The organism is Streptomyces sp. NPDC002795 (assembly GCF_042888725.1).
Lineage (GTDB): Bacteria > Actinomycetota > Actinomycetes > Streptomycetales > Streptomycetaceae > Streptomyces.
Genome location: NZ_JBIAQB010000001.1, coordinates 394,821 through 413,372, shown reverse-complemented (window position 1 = coordinate 413,372; position 18,552 = coordinate 394,821). Strand labels below are relative to the sequence as shown.

At 71.9% G+C, this 18,552-nt stretch carries 17 protein-coding genes; 8 read left to right on the top strand and 9 right to left on the bottom strand.

Going from position 1 to position 18,552, the window contains the following annotated elements:
* Positions 1 to 139: 139 nt before the first annotated feature.
* Together ACFYWS_RS01785 and ACFYWS_RS01780 are read right to left on the bottom strand one after the other, a co-directional pair.
* Positions 140 to 793, bottom strand: a complete 654-nt coding sequence (locus tag ACFYWS_RS01785; protein ID WP_389268399.1) for a hypothetical protein — start codon at positions 791 to 793, stop codon at positions 140 to 142.
* A gap of 15 nt (positions 794 to 808) precedes the next feature.
* The gene (locus ACFYWS_RS01780) at positions 809 to 2,278 is read right to left on the bottom strand and encodes an alpha/beta hydrolase (protein ID WP_389268397.1); all 1,470 of its coding nucleotides are present in this window, start codon (positions 2,276 to 2,278) and stop codon (positions 809 to 811) included.
* 190 nt (positions 2,279 to 2,468) lie between these two features.
* On the opposite strand from ACFYWS_RS01780, the gene ACFYWS_RS01775 reads away from it, so the two are divergent.
* The 3 genes from ACFYWS_RS01775 (at position 2,469) to ACFYWS_RS01765 (ending at position 5,942) form a co-directional block, all read left to right on the top strand.
* Positions 2,469 to 3,659, top strand: a complete 1,191-nt coding sequence (locus ACFYWS_RS01775; protein WP_389268395.1) for a sensor histidine kinase — start codon at positions 2,469 to 2,471, stop codon at positions 3,657 to 3,659.
* Entirely contained in the window at positions 3,656 to 4,333 is a 678-nt protein-coding gene (locus tag ACFYWS_RS01770) for a response regulator (protein WP_389268393.1), read from the top strand. Before ACFYWS_RS01775 ends, ACFYWS_RS01770 begins: the two co-directional genes overlap by 4 nt.
* 172 nt (positions 4,334 to 4,505) lie before the next feature.
* Entirely contained in the window at positions 4,506 to 5,942 is a 1,437-nt protein-coding gene (locus ACFYWS_RS01765; protein WP_389268391.1) for a 3-hydroxybutyrate oligomer hydrolase family protein, read from the top strand.
* A 14-nt stretch (positions 5,943 to 5,956) separates the two neighbouring features.
* Here the strand turns inward: ACFYWS_RS01765 and ACFYWS_RS01760 are convergent, their stop codons facing one another.
* The 7 genes from ACFYWS_RS01760 to ACFYWS_RS01730 all read right to left on the bottom strand — a co-directional run bounded on the left by ACFYWS_RS01760 (position 5,957) and on the right by ACFYWS_RS01730 (position 12,550).
* Positions 5,957 to 6,976: an ABC transporter substrate-binding protein gene (locus ACFYWS_RS01760; protein WP_389268389.1), complete on the bottom strand. Its 1,020-nt coding sequence runs from the start codon at positions 6,974 to 6,976 to the stop codon at positions 5,957 to 5,959.
* A gap of 39 nt (positions 6,977 to 7,015) precedes the next feature.
* On the bottom strand, positions 7,016 to 7,801 hold the full coding sequence (locus ACFYWS_RS01755; RefSeq protein WP_389268388.1) for an ABC transporter ATP-binding protein: 786 nt from the start codon (positions 7,799 to 7,801) through the stop codon (positions 7,016 to 7,018).
* Between the two features lies 1 nt (position 7,802).
* Entirely contained in the window at positions 7,803 to 8,966 is a 1,164-nt protein-coding gene (locus ACFYWS_RS01750) for a FecCD family ABC transporter permease (protein ID WP_389268386.1), read from the bottom strand.
* A gap of 57 nt (positions 8,967 to 9,023) precedes the next feature.
* Positions 9,024 to 10,037: a pyridoxal-phosphate dependent enzyme gene (locus ACFYWS_RS01745; protein WP_389268384.1), complete on the bottom strand. Its 1,014-nt coding sequence runs from the start codon at positions 10,035 to 10,037 to the stop codon at positions 9,024 to 9,026.
* Positions 9,958 to 10,842 (bottom strand): GHMP kinase, encoded by an 885-nt coding sequence (locus ACFYWS_RS01740; protein ID WP_389268382.1) that lies wholly within the window; start codon positions 10,840 to 10,842, stop codon positions 9,958 to 9,960. The genes ACFYWS_RS01745 and ACFYWS_RS01740 overlap by 80 nt, the downstream gene beginning before the upstream one ends.
* A 137-nt stretch (positions 10,843 to 10,979) precedes the next feature.
* Entirely contained in the window at positions 10,980 to 11,789 is an 810-nt protein-coding gene (locus ACFYWS_RS01735) for a Rossmann-like domain-containing protein (protein WP_389268380.1), read from the bottom strand.
* Complete coding sequence (locus ACFYWS_RS01730) at positions 11,786 to 12,550, bottom strand: methyltransferase (RefSeq protein ID WP_389268378.1); 765 nt, start codon at positions 12,548 to 12,550, stop codon at positions 11,786 to 11,788. Before ACFYWS_RS01730 ends, ACFYWS_RS01735 begins: the two co-directional genes overlap by 4 nt.
* A 255-nt stretch (positions 12,551 to 12,805) precedes the next feature.
* Between ACFYWS_RS01730 and ACFYWS_RS01725 the strand changes: the two genes are divergently transcribed.
* The 5 genes from ACFYWS_RS01725 to ACFYWS_RS01705 all read left to right on the top strand — a co-directional run bounded on the left by ACFYWS_RS01725 (position 12,806) and on the right by ACFYWS_RS01705 (position 18,499).
* Positions 12,806 to 14,083 (top strand): MFS transporter, encoded by a 1,278-nt coding sequence (locus ACFYWS_RS01725; protein ID WP_389268376.1) that lies wholly within the window; start codon positions 12,806 to 12,808, stop codon positions 14,081 to 14,083.
* A gap of 144 nt (positions 14,084 to 14,227) precedes the next feature.
* Positions 14,228 to 15,067, top strand: coding sequence for an ABC transporter ATP-binding protein (locus ACFYWS_RS01720; RefSeq protein ID WP_389268374.1), 840 nt, complete (start codon positions 14,228 to 14,230; stop codon positions 15,065 to 15,067).
* Between the two features lie 4 nt (positions 15,068 to 15,071).
* A complete protein-coding gene (locus ACFYWS_RS01715) occupies positions 15,072 to 16,409 on the top strand; it encodes an FtsX-like permease family protein (protein ID WP_389268372.1) in 1,338 nt (445 codons plus the stop codon).
* Between the two features lie 100 nt (positions 16,410 to 16,509).
* The gene (locus ACFYWS_RS01710) at positions 16,510 to 17,817 is read left to right on the top strand and encodes a sensor domain-containing protein (protein WP_389268370.1); all 1,308 of its coding nucleotides are present in this window, start codon (positions 16,510 to 16,512) and stop codon (positions 17,815 to 17,817) included.
* 31 nt (positions 17,818 to 17,848) lie between these two features.
* Entirely contained in the window at positions 17,849 to 18,499 is a 651-nt protein-coding gene (locus ACFYWS_RS01705; protein ID WP_389268368.1) for a LuxR C-terminal-related transcriptional regulator, read from the top strand.
* Positions 18,500 to 18,552: the final 53 nt, after the last annotated feature.

The following is an 18,552-nucleotide window of genomic DNA, read 5'->3' as shown; positions in this document are numbered from 1 at the left end:
TCTCCACGCCCTGGACGGCCAGTTGGGTAGACCTGGCTGCGGACCCGGACGCCGATCCCGCCCCGCCCCGTGAGCTGCCGCTGCGGCTGGTCCCGAGGGCGTCGACGGTGTTGTCGGGGCGTTGAGGGGACCCGCTCCTTCACCCCGCCGCCCCGTCGAGCAGCCGGCTGTACCGCAACCGCAGTGCCCGCTCCGTGCTGGCCGCCGCTGTGGCGAGGCCGATCGCGATGTTGCCCCACTTCGGCAGGTCGACGGGGGAGTGGAACCGACCGGTGTGCTGCGCGATGGCGGCCGGTGCCGTGATCTGTTCGACGAGTTGCGGCACGAGGACGGCCACGGCGGCGACGAGGATGCCCGCCGAGAGGGCCGCGACGCGGCGGCTCAGCGAGGGGTGTGACCGGTCGAGGCGCGCCCGGCGGCCCTCGGCCGAGGCGGGGTCCGGGGTGAGTTGGAACTCGCCCCCGTCATCGGTGACGTAGTGGCAGCGCTTGAGTCCGAAGCCGCTCATCCGGACCTCGATGACGCCGCCGGTAACGGGCAGCACGGCGGGGAGCCGGGACTGCGAGTGGAGTCTGCCGCCGAGGTAGAGGCGGGCCCTGACGTTGCCGGACGACTGGTTCTGGCCGTGTCTGACATCGACGGAGTACACCTCCTGCCGCCCGTCGATATGCGTCAGCCGAAGGTGGAAGAGCGCCCGGAACGGAAGCTGCCACCAACGGAATCGCTTCAGCGGACGTCCGTCCCCCGGCTCCACGCGCCGCACCGCCCGGCGCCGCCGCCATTCCCACATCATGTCCTGGACCCCCCGTCAGTTGGCCGGCTCGGCCGCGCACGCGACGTCCCGCGACGGGCGCTGTCCGGTGGTCAGGAACGAGGTCACCGTGTCGTTCGCGCACGTGTTGCGGCCGAACGGATAGACACCGTGCCCGCCCTGATCGGCCGTCACCATCGTGGCCCGCTTGCCGAAGACCTCGCGCAGCTTCCTGGCCCCGGCCGACGGTGTGCCGGGATCCCGTTCGTTCTGTGCCATGAGGACGTTCGCGGGGCCTCGGTCGGTGATCCGTACCGGCGGCTCGGCGCGCTCGTCCGGCCAGAAAGCGCACGGCCCGATGCTCCCCGTGGACCCGCCCACCATGGGGTACCTGAGACGGTCGAGCGCCGCGGCGCGCTGGTAGTCACGGACCTTCCTCGGCCAGGGCGTGTCATTGCAGAGCACGTGAAGCCAGCCCGCCATGAGGTTCTCCGGAACCGACGGGTTGGGCGGCAGCGGTCTGCCCTGGTCGAGCGACTGCCAGGCCTTGGCCAGCGTGGGCATGAGGGCGTCGCTGTAGAGGCGGTCGAAGGTCAACCCGCGAAACGCCGTCCCGTCGATGCCGTCGACCGGGTCCGCGTCCAGCCGCTTCGCGAGCCGGAAGAACGTGGCGGTCACCTGCCGCGGCGTGCTGCCGAGACCGTACGCGGGGTGCGCGGCGGCGAACGCGGCGAAGTCCGGGAACCGGTCCTGCATCCCACGGCCCAGCATCCGGAAGGCGGTGCGGTCATAGCCGCCGGGGCCCAGGTTGCTGTCGAGCACGATCCGGTCGCTGCGCTCGGGGAACAGCGTCGTGTACACCGCGCCGAGGTGGGTGCCGTAGGAATGACCGAGGTAGGACAGCTTCGGCGCGCCCAGCGCCGTCCGGACGCGGTCCATGTCACGCGCCGTGTTCGCGGTGGTGATGTGCGGCAGCGTCCACGCGGTGCGCGAGTCGGCGCACTGGCGGGCGACGGTCCGTGCGTGCTTCGTCTCCCGGAGGACGTCGGCCGCGGTGTGCGCGTACCGCGGGAAGTTGCCGCGTTGACGCTGTTGTGGTGTGAGGTCGCAGGTCACGGGTGTGCTCCGGCCGACACCTCGGGGGTCGAAGCCGATCACGTCGTAGGAGTCGAGCACGCCCTGCGGCAGCGAACGCGCGAGCAGGGACGGGTAGGCGAGTCCCTCGCCACCGGGGCCGCCGGGGTTGAGGAACAGGACGCCGCGGCGTTTGGAGGGGTTGTCGCTCGCGAGGCGGGAGATCGCGATCTCGATCCGCCGGCCGTCGGGTTCGCCGTAGTCGAGGGGGACTTGGAGCGTCGAGCATTGGAGGCGCGGTGACGCCTCCGGCTGCGGGCACGCGCCCCAGTGCGGGGAGCCCGCAGTGCGCATCCCGGTGTCCGGCGTCGCAGCCGACGCTCCGGTCGTCGCGGTCGCGGTCGCCGTGACCGCGAGGATGGCGAGGGCGAGGGACAGGGGCCTGCTGCGCATCTGCTTTCCTCCTGAGGACGTGGCACGGGGAGTGATTGGTGGTTCCGGCCGGCACGGCGTGTGAACGACTCTGGCCGCCGGGCGCGGCCCGCACATCGGCCCGGCGGCTCGGACCGTCTTGGACCTGGGGCATAGGCACACCCGCCTCAGGTCGGACGTACCGGCCGAGGGCCCTGGCGATAATTGCCGGGTGAACACGGACATCTCGCCACGCCCCGGAGCGTGGCAGCAGACCTGGCGGCTGCTGGCGGCAGCCGCCGTGGGCGTGGTCGCCTGGCTCTACACCGGTGTGGCGGTGCATTGGCAGGGCGACGGGACGGGGGCGTGGTTCCTCGTCGGCGATCCGCTGGTGGCCCTCGGATGTCTGGCGGTGCTGCTGTGGCGAAGGCGCTTTCCCGTCGCGGTCGCCGTCACGGTGGTCGTTGCCGGGACGGTCTCGGCGGCCGCCGCCGGAGCGGCGCTGTGGGCGCTGGGCTCGGTCTCCGTCCGGCGCCGTCCGATGGAGATCGGGGCCGTCGTACTCGCCTACGTGACCATGGCGCAGTTCACCGGCCGGGTCTACGCGATCCGGACGCCGCAGGACTCGTGGTGGCTACAGATCGTGTCCCCGGCGCTGGCCGCGGGGATCGCGGTGGCCGTGGGCATGGCCATCGGCGCACGACGCGTCGAAGTACGGTCCCTGCGGGATCGGGCACACAGCATGGAGCGCGAACACGCCGCCCGCGTGGCCCAGGTACGGGCGGTGGAGCGCAACCGGATCGCCCGCGAGATGCACGACGTGCTCGCGCACCGGATCTCCCTGGTCGCCATGCAGGCCGGAGCCCTGGACCACCGCGGCGACCTTCCGGCGGAGGAGAACCGCACGCTGGTCCGCGGCATCGCCGAAGGCTCCCGACAGGCACTCGAGGAACTACGTGATGTGCTCGGGGTGCTCCGCGCCGACCCGGCGGAACCGGAACCACCGCAGCCCTCCCTGGACCGGATGCCGGACCTTGTGGCGGACGCCCGGTCGTCCGGAGTGGATGTCACCTGCACCACCACCGTGACAGGCGATCCCCCTGACGCCCTGGGGCGCACCTGCTACCGCTTCGTCCAAGAAGGCCTCACCAACGCCGCGAAACACGCCCCGGGTGCCCGTGTGCACATCACGCTGGACGGAACGGCCGGCGACACACTGCACGTCAGCGTCCACAACTCCCGGCCCACCACGAGCATCGAACCACCACCGCGCTCGGGATACGGCCTGCTCGGCCTCGGCGAACGCATCACCCTCGCCGGCGGCGAACTCGACCACCACCCCACGTCCGACCATGGCTACGTCCTCACGGCACACCTACCCTGGCCGCACGCGAAGCACCACGGCGAAAGAGAGCACGAGTGAACACCCGCCAGGAGTCGGTTCGCGTCCTCATCGTCGACGACGAGGAACTCGTCCGGATGGCGTTGCGGCTCGTGATCGACGGCGAACCCGACCTGACCGTCGTCGCGGAAGCGGCTGACGGAGACAGCGCGCTCGCGGCGGCCGAGAAACTGCGGCCCGACGTCGTGCTGATGGACGTACGGATGCCGGGACGCGACGGGCTCAGCACGACCCGGGAACTGCTCGGCCGACCGGCACCTCCGCGGGTGCTCATGCTGACCACCTTCGACTCCGACGAGCTGGTGCTGGGCGCGCTGCGCTCGGGAGCCCTCGGATTCGTCCTCAAGGACACCAGGCCGGCGCAGCTCGTCGACGCGGTGCGCACCGTCGCGGACGGCCACCCCGTGCTGTCCCCGGCGGCCACGGCACGGGTCATCGCGGCAGCCACCGCACCGGACTCCGCGCACGCCCGCGACACCTCACGCGAGGCGGCACGGACACGGCTGTCCGCGCTGACCGCACGCGAACTCGACACCGCCAGGGCGATCGCGGACGGGCTCGGCAACCCGCAGATCGCCGAGCGGCTGCGCATCAGCGTCGGAACCGTCAAGGCGCACACCGGCAGCCTGTTCGCCAAGTTGGGGGTCGAGAACCGCGTCCAGATCGCCCTCCTGGTCCGCGACGCCGAGCACTGACGGACCGATGACCCGAGGGTTCTCCGGCCTCGGCGGGTAAGCGAGGAACCGGTCCGCCATGGTGTCCGGCGCCCCTGTCGGCGCCGACGTCATGGCGGGCCCGCACATGTCCGAGCCGCCCACGCCGGCTCTAGCCTCCGAGTCGTCCGCACCACGTCACTTGGAGGAACGGATGCCCCAAGGCCGGACCGAAACGGAATCCACCCCGCCCCGCGGACGAACCGCACGCGCGGCACTCTCCCTCGCGGGAGTCTGCTCACTGGTCCTCGCGTCCGCCGCGACGGCACCCGCGGCCGACACAGCCACCCCCGGTGGCCACTGCGCCGCCCGCGCCCACCTGCGCGTACCCGGCGCGGAGCGCCAACAGGCCGACTGTCTCGACGAGTTGACAACCGCAGGCACGGTCCACTCCGGACACACGGACCCGGCCGACTACAACGGTCTCACCCCCAAGGACCTGCCTACACCCACCGGCGTCCCCGGCATCCAGATCGACGGCTACTTCCCCGACACCTCCACCACGAACACCAACCATGGGTGGAACCACGACGCCCAGTTCGTGATCCGGCTGCCCGACCACTGGAACGGCGGGCTCGTCGTCGCCGGCACGCCGGCCAACCGCGAGCAGTACGCCAACGACCGCGCCATCGCCGACTGGGTCCTCAAGCGCGGCTACGCCTACGCCGCCACGGACAAGGGCAACACCGGCCTGAGCTTCTACCGGGACGGCCGCAAGCCGGGCGACGCCATCGCCGAGTGGAACGACCGCGTCACCCAACTCGCCCGCGCGGCCAAGCGAGTTGTGGCCCAGCGTTACCACCGCCCACCCGCCCGCACCGTCGCCACCGGCATGTCCAACGGCGGCTACCTGGTGCGCTGGCAGCTGGAGAACCACCCCGAGCTCTACGACGGCGGAGTCGACTGGGAAGGCACCCTCTGGCGCACCGAGGGCCCCAACCTGCTCACCTTCCTGCCTCCGGCCCTGCGCACCTACTCGTCGTACGCCGCCGGCGGCGAGGGGGCCGAAGCCGCACAACAGGCCATGCACAAGGCCGGTTACCCGGCTGGTTCCGAGTTCCTGTGGCCCTACCACCACAAGGTCTACTGGGACCTGACCCAGCGCATCTACCGCGAGGAACTCGACCCGGACTTCGACGGCGCGACCGACGCCGGCACTCCCTACTGCGCCCCGGGGACGCCCGCCTGCGACGCCGACTACGACTACGCGGGCCGCCCCAAGGCAGTCCAACGGGCCGTCGACCGCATCGCGTTGACAGGACGTATCGGCAAACCCCTGATCACCCTCCACGGAACCCTCGACGTCCTGCTGCCCATCAGCAAGGACTCCGACGTCTACGCGAAGATGGTGCGGGAGTCCGGACGCGGCGCGCTCCTGCGCTACTACCGCATCGAGGACGGCACGCATGTCGACTCCCTCGTCGACACGTTCCCCGACAGGCTCCGCCCGATCGTGCCGTGCCACCGAGCCGCGTTCGAGGCCTTGGAGGAGTGGGTCGCCGGAACGGGGCGGCCCCCGGCCGATCACACCGTCCGGCGCCCCGCCGGTGCGGACACCGCGACGCTGCTCACCAGGTGCCCGCTGGAGTAGCGTCCCGCCGACCGTCAGCCCTTCAGATCGCGCAGATACTTTCCGAACTTCTCCAGGCCGTCGATGTTGCGCGGTCCGCTGATGCCCTCGTTGTAGTCGAGGACGAAGAAGTTGTCCTTCTTGACCGCCGGCAGGTCCCGCGTGTGCGGTGAGCTCTTCAGGAACTCGATCTTCTTCTTGGCGGGCTGGTCGCCGTAGTCCAGGATGATGATGACCTCCGGCCGACTGGCGGCGACGGCCTCCCAGTTGACCTGGGTCCAGCGCTGATCGACACCGGCGAAGACATTGCGGCCGCCGGCGCTCTTGATGATGTCGGTGGGTGGGACCTGGGCGCCCGCCGTGAACGGCTGGTCGGTGCCCGAGTCGTAGAGGAAGACCGGGACGCGCTTGCCCTTGGGGGCCTTGGCCTCGACGGCGCGGACGCGCTGTTTGAGGTCGCCGACGACGTTCTTCGCCCGCTTCTCCACTCCGAAGATCCGGCCGAGTCGGTCGAGGTCGGAGTAGAGGGCCTTGAACGGGGTCAACTTCTGCGGATACGTGGGGTAGTTGAAGCAGCTCTCGGTGTGCATGAAGCTCTGCACACCCAGCTTGTCCAGGATCTCGGGCGTGATGCCCCGCTGGTCGCTGAAGCCGGAGTTCCACCCCGCGACCACGAAGTCGGCCTTGGCGTCGACCACGATCTCCTTGTTGAGGAGGTCGTCGCTGAGCTTCTTGACCTTCGCGTACTCCTTCGCCCAGGGCGACTGCTCCACCGGCGGGTTCGCGGGTGGCATGACGTAGCCGAGTACGCGGTCGGTCAGGCCCAGGCTGAAGAGTTTGTCGGCGCTGCCGCCTTCGTAGGCGACGGTGCGCTTCGGTTTCGTGTACGAGACGCTCTCGCCGCACCGCTTCACGGCGGTCTTCTCGGCAGAGGCCGCCTTGGAGTCGGGGTCGACGGAGGCGCCGCAGGCGGTGGCCAGGAACGTGGTGGCCACGGCTGCGCTCACGGCGGCCCGTCTACGGAACGCGGCGCGGGGCGGGAGGAGTTGCGGCATGGGTGGGTGCACCTTTCAGTGTGTGGCGAGTGGGTGGGGTCAGGGAGTCGGGTCAGGCGTGGGGACGAGCGAGTAGAGGAGCTGGGGATCGCCGGTCAGAGGGTGCGGGACGACGCTGGCCTCGACCCCGAACACGTCCTGGACGAGCTCAGGTGTGAGGACGTCCTTGGGTGTTCCGGCAGCCACCAGGCAGCCCTGCGACAGCACACCGATCCGGTCGCAGGCGGCCGCGGCGAGATTCAGGTCGTGCAGGACGATCAGCACGGTGAGTCCCGACTCCCGGAGGAGGGACAGGAGTTGAACCTGGTGGCGTACGTCGAGGTGGTTGGTCGGCTCGTCCAGGACGAGGATCTCGGGGTCCTGCACGAGTGCGCGGGCCAGCAGGACACGTTGACGTTCGCCGCCGGACAGGGTCAGGACTCCGCGGTCCGCGAGATGGCGGATGCCGAGGCGCTCCATGGTCGCGGCGCACACCTCGCGTTCGTGCCGGCTCAGGCGCTGGTTGCCGCGCAAGTGGGGCGCGCGGCCCAGGGCCACGGCCTCCTCGACGGTGAAGTCGAGGTCGACGGAGCCGTCCTGGGTCATCGCCGCGATCAGCTGCGCGCTGCGCCGGGGCGGCAGCCGGGACAGATCGTCGCCGCCCACCCGTACGGCACCGGAGGTGGGGCGCAGGGCCCGGTAGACGCAGCGCAGCGCGGTGGACTTGCCGCTGCCGTTGGGGCCGACGAGACCGACGACGTCGCCCTCGGGAACGTCGAGGGACAGGTCACGCACCAGGCTCTTGCCGTCGGTGACGACCGAAAGTCCGTCAAGGCGCAGATCCATCTCAACGGCCCCCGAAAACATAGCCGTTGCGGCGCATCAACGTGACGAAGACCGGCACGCCCACGAGCGCGGTGATGACACCGAGGGGCAGTTCACGCGGGGCGGCCAGGGTGCGGGAGACCAGGTCGACCCAGACCATGAACACGGCTCCGGCGAGCGGCGCGACGGTCAGTACCCGGGCGTGGGTGGCTCCGACCACTATGCGCACCAGATGCGGCAGCACCAGACCGACGAAGGCGATGGCGCCGCTGACCGAGACCAGGACACCCGTGACGAGCGAGACCAGGAGGAGCAGTGCCTTGCGGTGCCGGTCGGGGTCGATGCCCAGGCTCGTGGCGGACTCGTCGCCGAGCGCGAGCAGGTCGAGGGCGCGGGCGTGCCGGTGCAGGACGGCCACGCCGACCACCACCACGGAGGTCACCAACGGCAGCACACCCCAAGTGGCGGCGCCGAAGCCGCCGAGCGTCCAGTGCAGGACGGTGCTGGTGGCCTCGCTGTCGGGGGCGAGGTAGACGATGACGCTCATCAGCGCCTGGAAGCCGAACGACAGGGCCACGCCGGTCAGCACGAGGCGCAGCGGTGAGAGGGTGCCGCGGCGCGCGGAGGCCACGTACACCAGGACGGACGCGGCCAGCGCGCCGAGGAACGCCCCCGCCGACACCGCGTAGATGCCGAGCGCGGCGAGCCCACCGGTGACGGTGACGGTGACCGCTCCGACCGAGGCTCCGGACGAGACGCCGAGGACGAACGGATCGGCGAGCGCGTTGCGCACCATGGCCTGGACGGCGACGCCGATCGCGCTCAGACCGGCGCCGACCAGCGCGGCGAGCAGGACTCGCGGCGTACGGATCTCCCAGATGATCTGGTACGTGGTGACCTCGTCGGCGCGGATCGTCCCGCCGGTCAGCGCGGCCCACAGGTAGTGGGCGGTCTCGCCTGGGGTGACCACGGCGGCCCCGAGGCCGATCGCGACGATGACGGAGACGACGAGGAGCGCGCCGAGAACCGCGCATGTCAGGGCCAGGCCCGGGAGGGTGGCCAGGAGCCTCTTCTTGCCGGGCGCCGGCTCCGTGGTCGTAGACGGGGCCTTAGACGGGTCCGTAGCCGGGTCCGGCGGGGAGGCACCGGTCCGCGCCTTCGGGGCGGAGGTGAGGGGCGGGGGCATTTGGCCACCCTTTCCATGGAGAGGAACGGTCGTGGGGGTCGTCGGGTCGGCGCTCGGCTACGCCACCGCGGCGGCGGGCGCGTCCGCTCCGTCCCAGCTCATCCGGCACCAGGGCAGGGCGAGTTCGTCGAGGGACGTGACGGGACGCGGCGCGAGGTCCTCCACGCGGGCCGCCTCGTCGTGGCGGGCGAAGACACTGTCCACGTAGCGGTGGCCGGTGTCGGCGGCGATGAACAGCACGGTGCGCCCCGGGTCCTGGTCCCGTTCCCAGCCCGCCGTGAGGTGTCCGGCCCCCGTGGACAGGCCCGCGAACACGGCATGGCGGCGCAGCAGGTCGACGCTGCCGGCGAGCGCGGCGTCGAACGAGACCCAGTGGACGACGTCGTACCACGCGTGGCGGACATTGCCGAAGGGGATGGAGCTGCCGATCCCGGCGATGATGATGTCCGGATCGGCGACATGTTCGCTGCCGAAGGTGATGCTGCCGAAGGGCTGCACACCGACGAGGCGGACATCGCCGCCCGACTCCCGCAGATAGCGGGCGAGCGCCCCGGTCGAGACACCGGATCCGACGCCGCCGACGACCGTGAGCGGCTCGCTCGCGCCGAGTTGCCCGCGTACGTGGTCGGCGACCGCGCGGTAGCCGAGGTAGTGGATGTCGTCGTGGTACTGCCGCATCCAGTGGTAGTCGGGGTGCTCGGTGAGGATCTCCTGGATGCGGGCGACCCGTCGCTTCTGGTCCAGCTTGAGGTCGGCGCACGGCTCCATCTGCTCGAAGGTGGCGCCCAGCAGGGTGAGTTGAGTGCGCAGTGTGTGGTCGACGGTGGTGGAACCGACGATGTGGCAGCGCATGCCGTGCCGGTGGCAGGCCAGCGCGAGCGCGTAGGCGTAGATGCCGCTGGAGCTGTCGAGGAGGGTGTCGCCGCGGCGGACCGAGCCGGTGGTGAGCAGGTGCTCGACCGCTGTGAGGGCGGAGACCACCTTCATGGTCTCAAAGCGCAGACAGACGAGCCGGTCGTCGAGGCGTATCAGGTCCGGTCGGCCGATCGCCTCGGCGATGTGCTGCTCCATGGGCGAACTCCTCAGGGGTGGGGAAGGTCGTGAAGGTCCGGGTGACGGGCAGGCCCTCACGTTCCAGGTCCTGTGCGCAGCGGCGGATGCGCCGCCGGGCGCCTGGGGTCGTGGGGTCGAAGAGGACACCGGCCACGCAGCCGCTGTGCGCGATCTGTACGCCGACGGCGCCCGAGCTGTCGGCGAGGGCGGTGAGCGTGTCGAACTCCGGGTGCCGAAGGCGCAGTTGACCGCGGCGGGCGCTTGCCGTGGCGACGCTTCCGAGCAGGGCGGGGTCGCGGTCACGGACGGCGCGACGCAGTAGCGCGCGCAGTGTCTCGTAGGCGTCGACGTCGCTGTCGGCGCAGGCGGGGGCCGGCAGGCCGAGGGTGTCCACCGCGGCGCCGCCGGCCAGGGCGCAGCCCACGACGACCACCGGGGGCAGCGCCTCGCCGAGCACTTCGAGGACCCGGCCGTGCCGTTGGGCGAACAGGCGCGGTCGGCCGTCGAGCATCAGCGGGTCGCAGGCCAGCTCCGCGCTCAGGGCGATCCGGGTCACCACGGAGGGAGTGAGGCACAGCCCGAACGCGTCGGCCACGGCTCGTACGGAGGCGAGCACATCGCTCGTCGAACTGCCCATGCCGAGGCCGACGGGGATGTCCCCGACAAGCGTCAACGAGCCGCCGCACGGCTCCCGTTCACACTGTGCGGCACACTCCTCGACGGTGAGAGCGGCGGCGCGCAGCGCCTTCGTGCGGTCGGCGGGGACGACGGTGAGCACGCCGGGCCCGGGGGTGAACCGGGCGTGCGTTCCCGGCTCGCTCATCGGGAGCGTGACAAGCCCCGGGCGACATCGCCCGTGGTCGTCCCGGAAGACACCTTGCAGGATCTCGCCGTGGTGACAGGGCGCGTACCCGGTGCCGGTGCGGACGGCACCGGGGGCGGCCCGGCGGGTTCCTGCCGTCACGAGCCGCTCGCGGCACGGTAGCGGTACAGGGGCGTCGGATCGGCGCTGAACTGCGAGAACGGGAAGGGCTCCGCGGACAGCGCGGTCACCCCGTCCCCCAGGAAGGCGCGGGCGACGGCGCTCCCGGACTGCGCGTAGACGATCAGCGGCACGGCGCGGGCGCGGCAGCGCTCCAGGATGGTGTCGAAGCTGCCGTTGCCGAGTGTCATGCCGGTGGCGACCACCGCGTCGGCGGTGTCGAGGACCTGATGCATGTCGTCGGTGACCTCGTCGCCCCACTGCGTGGCGCGCAGGTTGAAGTCGCAGGGGAGCGGTACGCCACCGTGCTCCCGGATCGCCGCGACCAGCGGGTTGACGACGCCGATCAGTCCGACGCGGGCGCCCGCCGGGAGGTCGAGCAGCCCGGCGATGGCGGTGTCCCGGGCGACGGCGCGCACTTCGGGCGGCCCCGCGGGAAGTGTCACCGGCTCGGCGTCGGCCGCCTCGCGGTGCGGTCGCAGTTCGGCGAGATACGCGTCGAGGGCGGCGATCCGCAGCGGGCGCGGCCCCTCCCGGAGCAAGGTGTCGAGAGGGCTGCCGGACACCTCCCGGCACAACTCGGGCCCGATCTCGCCCGCTTCGAAGGCGCACCCTCCGAAGGAGCCGCCGAGCCGGACGAGAACGTACTGGTTGAGATACGTCACGTCACCGCCCGAGAGTCGCGTGCCGTGGTGGATCCAGAACACGCTGGTGGCCGTCAACGTCGAGGGATCGGGGCCGAGTTCGCCGCCGAGCGCCGCGGCGAACAGCTCGTCGGTGTGCTTCACGCGGAGGCCCCTTCGGCGGTACGGGTCGATTCGGTGGTGCGGGTCAGACGGAACAGGAAGGTGAGAACGCCGTCCTGCCAGTCGTGCAGATGGGCGACCTCCGCCTCGAACCCGTGGTCCAGGGCCTGCCGCACGATGGTGCGCAGATCCGCCGTGTTGGAGGCGATCACGAACACCTCGCCGCCGGGCGCGAGCAGGTCACGCCGGGCCAGCTGTGCGAAGAACCGGTCGAGCAGCGGAGCGCCGACACACGTGTTCCGTACGACGTGGGGGTCGTCGCTGACCGGTTGGCTGACCGCGGGCGGATTGAATGTGACGACATCCAGCCGCACTCCCGGGGGCAGGCCGTCGAAGAGGTCGCCGACGACCGGCGTGAACGCGCCGCCCGCGCTCCCGCCCACCAGTCGTTCGTAGTGGCGTGCGGCGGCGGCGACGCTCTCCTCGTGGACGTCGATCGCGTAGACCTCGTCGGCGCCGCGCACTCCGGCGGTGACGGCCTCGACGCCGAGTCCCGCGCCCATGGCGGCGTAGCGGCGGCCCTTGACCTCGATGCGGCCGTCGAGCAGCCACTCGTGAATCATGCGGCTCGTCCATCCGGGCAGGAAGACACCCGGCGGCACATCGAAGGTCCAGCCGTTCCACTCGTACGTACGGGAGGTGTGCAGGTCCAATTTGGGCTGATTGAGGGCGATGATCTGCTCGGCGGGCAGCGGCGGCGGCAGCTGGTCGAGCAGTGCGGTTCCGGTGGCGGTGCGGTGCAAGGGGTGTGCTCCTCAAGGGGCGTGGCGGCGGGCAGGGGTAAGCGCGGGAGCCGGCACCCCGTTGCGGAATGCCGGAACCCGAGGGGTACTGTAACGACAATCGTTTTCACTAAGCTAGTCCGTGTTCGACATCCGGACCGGCGGCACACCTGCGCGACATGGGTCAATGCCGCCCGATCGCCCGCCCGTTGGGCGACATCACCCGCTGATCACCGCGGATCCCCGCAGATCGCCGACCCACAGGAGTCGCCAACCGTGACCATCTCGCCACCCCAGGACCCCGCCACCACCGGGCCGCCGCGCCCCGTCCTGCTCGACCCCGCCTTCCTGCGCCTGTGGACCGGGACCACCGCATCCGGGCTCGCGACCTGGGCCCTGCCGTTCGTCCTCGGGCTCGCCGTACTCGAACGCGACCTCACGGCGGCGGGCCTGGGCCTCGCCCTGGCGGCACGCACCGCCGGCTTCCTCGGTGCGGTCGCCATCGGCGGAGTCCTGGCCGACCGGCACTCCCGCCGCGCCGTAGTGCTGTGGTCAGCCCTGGCCGCGGCCGTGGCCGCGCCACTGCTGGCCGCGGGCCTGGGCCGCTCGTCGCTCCTGATGGCCGGGGCCGCGCTGCTCGCGGGCGCCGGACAGGGGGCGTGCCGCCCGGCGTTCCAGGCGCTCGCGGCGGAGGTCGTCGAGGACGGACGGCGTCAACAGGCCAATGCCGCCATGACGTTGGCGGTCCGCGCGAGCACGTTGATGGGCCCCTCGCTCGCCGCCCTGCTCGCCGCCGTGCTCGACATCAAGGCCCTGCTGCTGGGGATCGGGGTGCTCTGGCTGGTGGCGGCGTTCGTGCCCGGCCGTGGCGCGAAGACACCCGGGGCGGGGGCTGGAGTCGAGCCGCGGGCACCCCAACGTGCCTCGTTCCGCCGCGAGTTCATGGAAGGCGTGCAGGAGGCCCGCCGCCACCCGTGGTTCGTCGCAGGCCTCGGCGCCCTCACCGCCGTCATCGCCACCGGCTACTCCGCCACCGGGGTGGCCCTGCCGTTGATCAGCCGCGACCGCTACGACACCGAGATGGTGCTCGCCGCGGCCACCACCGCGTACGCCGTCGGCGCGCTCGTCGGCGCCCTGGTCATCGCCCGCTGGCGCCCACGCTCCCAGGGGTGGTCGGCGCTCGCGGGCCTGGCGGTCTACGGTCTCGCCCCGCTGAGCCTGACACTGCCGGTGCACCCCGCGGTGATCGTCGCGGCCTACGCGGTGGCCGGAGTGGGCATCGAACTGTTCAACGTGCCCTGGTTCACGGCCACGCAGCGCGAGATCGTCCCCGACAAACTCGCCCGCGTCTCGTCCCTCGACTTCCTGCTCTCCTACGGCCTGGCCCCGCTCGGCCTCGCCCTCATCGCCCCCGCCATCACCGCCTTCGGAGCCCAACCGGTCCTGCTCACCTGCGCGTTGATCTGCTTCCTCGCCCCGGCGGCGGCCGCTCTCGCTCCCACGGCGCGGCGCTTCACGCGAGCGGCGGCGCCGTCCGACAGCCCCGGTACGTAGCTCAGCGGGAAACCCCCGCCTCCAGGTGTAGGAAACTCCACCCCACTGACGGGCACTGCGCCCAATGTGCCCGCACCCGTCGCTCCATAGCGTCGTAGCCGGGGCACAACCGGTGCCCCACGTGATGACGTGGAGGTGCCGACGATGTTCGGTCGTACGAGTCGTGCGCGCAGGAAGGCCCGACCAGCACGGAGCGCGGAGGCACTGAGGCTCGACAGGGTGCGCAAGGTGTACGGGACGGACGAGGCCGCGGTGACCGCGCTCGACGGGGTGTCGCTGAGCCTGCCCGCCGGGAGTTTCACCGCGGTCATGGGGCCGTCCGGCTCCGGCAAGTCCACGTTGCTTCAGTGCGCGGCCGGTCTCGACCGGCCGGACGGCGGGACCGTCACCGTCGACGGCGAAGAGCTGACCGGCGGCGGCGAAGCGGCGCTCACCAAGTTCCGGCGCACACGGATCGGGTTCGTGTTCCAGCAGTACAACCTCCTGGACACCCTCACCGTGGAGCAGAACACGGCCCTGCCGCTGCGACTCGCCGGGCGGCGCGTCGACCGGGCGCGGGTGCGCGAGATGCTGCGGCAGGTGGGACTCGCGGAGCGTCTCGCGCACCGTCCCGCCGAACTGTCCGGCGGGCAGCGCCAGCGCGTCGCGATCGCCCGTGCGCTGGTCGCCGAACCGGCCGTGGTCTTCGCCGACGAGCCGACCGGCGCGCTCGACACCCGCAGCGCCCGGGAGGTCCTCACCCTGCTGCGGGAGGCGGCGCGCCTGCACGGCCGCACCGTCGTGATGGTCACGCACGACCCGGTGGCCGCCTCGTACGCCGACACGGTGCTGTTCCTCGCGGACGGACGGCTCGTCGGGCGTCTCGACGCCCCGAGTGTGGACGCCGTCGCCGAACGGCTCGCGCACCTCGGGGACCGCCCGAAGGCGACCGCCACGACGAACGCCACGGCGAACGCCGCGCCCCACACCGCGATGGAGGTGTGAGCGCATGTTCTCCCTGGCCCTGCGGTCCGTGCGGCACCGCCCAGGACGGTTCGCCGCGACGCTGCTGTCCGCGTTCCTCGGCGCGGTGATCGTCATGTCCTTCGACTCGCTCTACGACACCGCGGCCCAGGCCGGCGTCGACGACACCAGCGCCGAGACACTCACCACGTCCGCGAGCGTGGTCGGCGGATACGGCACGCTCCTGGTGTTCTTCGCGATCGCCTCCACACTGACCGTGAACGTACGCCAGCGCGCCGTGGAACTGTCCCTGCTCCGCAGCTGCGGAGCGACACCCGCGCAGATCAAGCGCATGGTCGTCGGCGAGGCGACCGTGATCGGAGTCGTCGCGTCGCTGCTCGCCATCGGGCCCGCGGTGCTCGGCGGGCGCGCGCTCGTGGGTGCCTTCCAGGACACCGAGCAGGTCGCCCGCGGTGTCGATCCCGTGTTCGGCGCGGTCGCGGCGGGCAGCGGCGCGGCGGTGACGGTGCTGGCGGCGACCGGTGCCGCGTTCCTCGCGGTGCGCCGCGCCACCCGGCAGCAGGCCGGCGGGCGACGGCCGCGCGGACGCCTGCGGACCGTCGGCGGGACGGCGGCGCTCCTGCTCGGTGTCTGCTCGGCGAGCGCCACCTTCGCCTTCGACACCACCGATCCGGCGCTGATGGCGCTGCCCGCCTACGGCGCGATCCTGCTCTCCATCGGCTTCGCCGTGTTCGCCCCCACGCTGCTGCGCGCCGCACTCGCGGTGCTCACCTGGCCGCTCCTCTCGCTGACCGGAGCGAGCGGGTATCTGACGGTCCACAACCTGCGACAGCGCGCCAAGGACCTCTCCGCCGTGCTGATGCCGTTGATCCTGTTCATCGGCGTGGCGACGGCGACGCTTTCCATGCAGGCCGTGGAGAACGACGCGGTCGCGGCCTCCGGCCTCGCGCGCGGCGTCGACGACAAGAACCTCGCGACGCTCAACTTGATCGTCGTCGGCATCATCGTCGTCTTCGCCTGCATCATGCTGATCAACAGCCTCTACGCGGCGACCGTGCACCGGCGCCGCGAATTCGGCGGCCAGCGGCTCGCGGGCGCGACCCCGGGGCAGGTCCTCATGATGGTCGGCGCGGAGAGCGCGGTCCTGACGATCACCGGCGCGGTGGCGGGGACGATCGCGGCGCTCGCCGGGCTCGTGCCGTACACCATGGTGCGCGCCGACGGAGCGCTGCCGGGGGAGGCGCCGTGGATCTGGGCGGCCACGGTGGCCGTCGCCGTCGCGGCGACGTTCGGCACCGGCCTGGCCACGACACGGCGGGTGCTGCGCGCCCCGGCGGTGGAGGCGGTGGCCGTTGCCGCCTGAGGCGCCGGGGGCGGCCCGGCATAATCGGAGCGGAACGGGCCTGCGGGGCGGCGGACGGATCACCGACATGCACGTCACATCGATGACACGGATGACACGGATGACACGGAACGAACGGACCACACGGGTCGAACGGACCGCGCGGATCAAGGGAGCGGCACTGGCCGGGGCCCGCGGCCTCGCGCTGTCCCTGTTGGCGCTCGCCGGTTCCCTCACCCTGCTGGTGGTGTGCGTCGTCTCCATCGTCTGCACCGTGGTCGGCGTCGGCCTGTTCACGACCCCGCCGCTGCTGCGGCTCGTCCGCTCCCACATCGACGTACGGCGCACGCTGGCGGCGCGCTGGTGCGGTGTGACGATCCCGCGGGCCGTATACCGGCGCCGGCCCGGCGACCGCCTGCCCGGTCCGCTCGGGCAGCCGGACGCGTGTCTGCGGATGCTGCGCGACCCGGCGACCTGGCGGGACCTGCGCTGGCTGGCCGCCGACATGATCGCCGGCTTCGGCACCGCGCTGCTCCCCGCCGCGCTCGTCGTCTACCCGATCGAGGGGTACGCGCTCGCGGCGGGGCTCTGGCGCGTCCTCGGCGAGGGAGCGTGGTGGTACGGCTTCATCCCGGTCAGCGGCCAGGGCACCGCGCTGGCCGCCGCCGTACTCGCCACCCTCATCGCCGTCGCCGCCTACTACGCGGCGGAGCCGACGCTCCGCTTCCACTTCACCCTCACCGGCCGGCTGCTGGCCCCGCGCGGCGCCGAACTGCGGCACCGCGTCGAGGAACTCGCCCGGACCCGGCACGACGCCGTCGACGCCTCCGCCGCCGAACTGCGCCGCATCGAACGGGACTTGCACGACGGCGCGCAGGCCCGGCTCGTCGCCATGGGCATGCACCTCGGCACCGTCGACGCACTCATGGAGAGCGACCCGGCGACCGCCCGCGCCCTGCTCGACAGGGCCCGCGCCGACTCCGTCCGGGCGCTTGAGGAACTGCGCGAACTCGTCCGCGGCATCTACCCGCCCGTCCTCGCCGAACGCGGCCTCTCCGACGCGGTCCGCGCCCTGGCCCTGCGGATGCCCGTCACCGTGGAGCCCCGGACCGAGCTGCCGGGCCGCCCCGAGGCCGCCGTCGAATCCGCCGCCTACTTCGCGACGAGCGAGGCGCTGACGAACGCCGCCAAACACGCCGCCGCCACCCGCGTCCTCCTCCAGCTCTCCCACCGGCACGGCGTCCTGCGCATCGACGTCACCGACGACGGCCGCGGCGGCGCCGACCCCGCGGGCTCCGGCCTGCGCGGCATCGCCCGCCGCCTCGACGCCTTCGACGGCACCCTCACCGTGCACAGCCCCGACGGCGGGCCCACCAGCGTCACGATGGAGATCCCGTGCAGTCTGCTCCCGCCCGGTAGCGTGGCGTGAGCCGATTGCCGAGAGCCCCGCGGGAGCCAGTGTGCGCGTAGTGATCGCCGAAGACCTCTTCCTGCTGCGTGACGGACTCGTCCGCATGCTGGAGGCGTTCGGCTTCGAGGTGCTCGCCGCGGTGGACAACGGACCGGACCTCGCCCGCGCGCTCGAGGAACCGGACCTGGAGGTCGCCGTCGTCGACGTCCGGCTCCCGCCGACCCAGACCGACGAGGGCCTGCGGTGCGCACTCGCCGCCCGCCGCGCCCGTCCAGGCCTGCCGATCCTGGTGCTCTCCCAGCACGTCGAGCAGCTGTACGCGCGTGAACTCCTCGCCGACGGCAGGGGCGGCACCGGCTACCTCCTCAAGGACCGCGTGTTCGACGCCGCGCAGTTCGTCGACGCCGTACGCCGCGTCGCCGCGGGCGGCACCGCGATGGACCCCGAGGTCATCTCCCAGCTCCTGGCCCGCAACTCCACCCGCGACCGCGCCGTGAATCGCCTCACGCCCCGGGAGACCGAGGTGCTGGAACTGATGGCCCAGGGCCGCTCCAACGCCGCCATCGCCGAGAGACTCGTCGTCACGGAACGCGCGGTGTCCAAGCACACCGCCAACATCTTCCAGCGGCTGGAGCTCACCCCGTCGGACGACGACAACCGGAGGGTGCTCGCGGTCCTGGCGTATCTGGACCGGGGGTGAGGCTTCCTCCGAAAACTGGATAATCTTTCGCCCATCGAGCGTGTCGCCGAGCG

Excerpts from the sequence above, each read along its gene's own strand:
- ACFYWS_RS01785 (WP_389268399.1), bottom strand. The coding sequence starts at position 793 with ATGATGTGGGAATGGCGGCGGCGCCGGGCGGTGCGGCGCGTGGAGCCG.
- ACFYWS_RS01780 (WP_389268397.1), bottom strand. The coding sequence starts at position 2,278 with ATGCGCAGCAGGCCCCTGTCCCTCGCCCTCGCCATCCTCGCGGTCACG.
- ACFYWS_RS01765 (WP_389268391.1), top strand. The coding sequence starts at position 4,506 with ATGCCCCAAGGCCGGACCGAAACGGAATCCACCCCGCCCCGCGGACGA.
- ACFYWS_RS01760 (WP_389268389.1), bottom strand. The coding sequence starts at position 6,976 with ATGCCGCAACTCCTCCCGCCCCGCGCCGCGTTCCGTAGACGGGCCGCC.
- ACFYWS_RS01755 (WP_389268388.1), bottom strand. The coding sequence starts at position 7,801 with ATGGATCTGCGCCTTGACGGACTTTCGGTCGTCACCGACGGCAAGAGC.
- ACFYWS_RS01750 (WP_389268386.1), bottom strand. The coding sequence starts at position 8,966 with ATGCCCCCGCCCCTCACCTCCGCCCCGAAGGCGCGGACCGGTGCCTCC.
- ACFYWS_RS01745 (WP_389268384.1), bottom strand. The coding sequence starts at position 10,037 with ATGGAGCAGCACATCGCCGAGGCGATCGGCCGACCGGACCTGATACGC.
- ACFYWS_RS01740 (WP_389268382.1), bottom strand. The coding sequence starts at position 10,842 with ATGAGCGAGCCGGGAACGCACGCCCGGTTCACCCCCGGGCCCGGCGTG.
- ACFYWS_RS01720 (WP_389268374.1), top strand. The coding sequence starts at position 14,228 with ATGTTCGGTCGTACGAGTCGTGCGCGCAGGAAGGCCCGACCAGCACGG.
- ACFYWS_RS01715 (WP_389268372.1), top strand. The coding sequence starts at position 15,072 with ATGTTCTCCCTGGCCCTGCGGTCCGTGCGGCACCGCCCAGGACGGTTC.
- ACFYWS_RS01710 (WP_389268370.1), top strand. The coding sequence starts at position 16,510 with ATGACACGGAACGAACGGACCACACGGGTCGAACGGACCGCGCGGATC.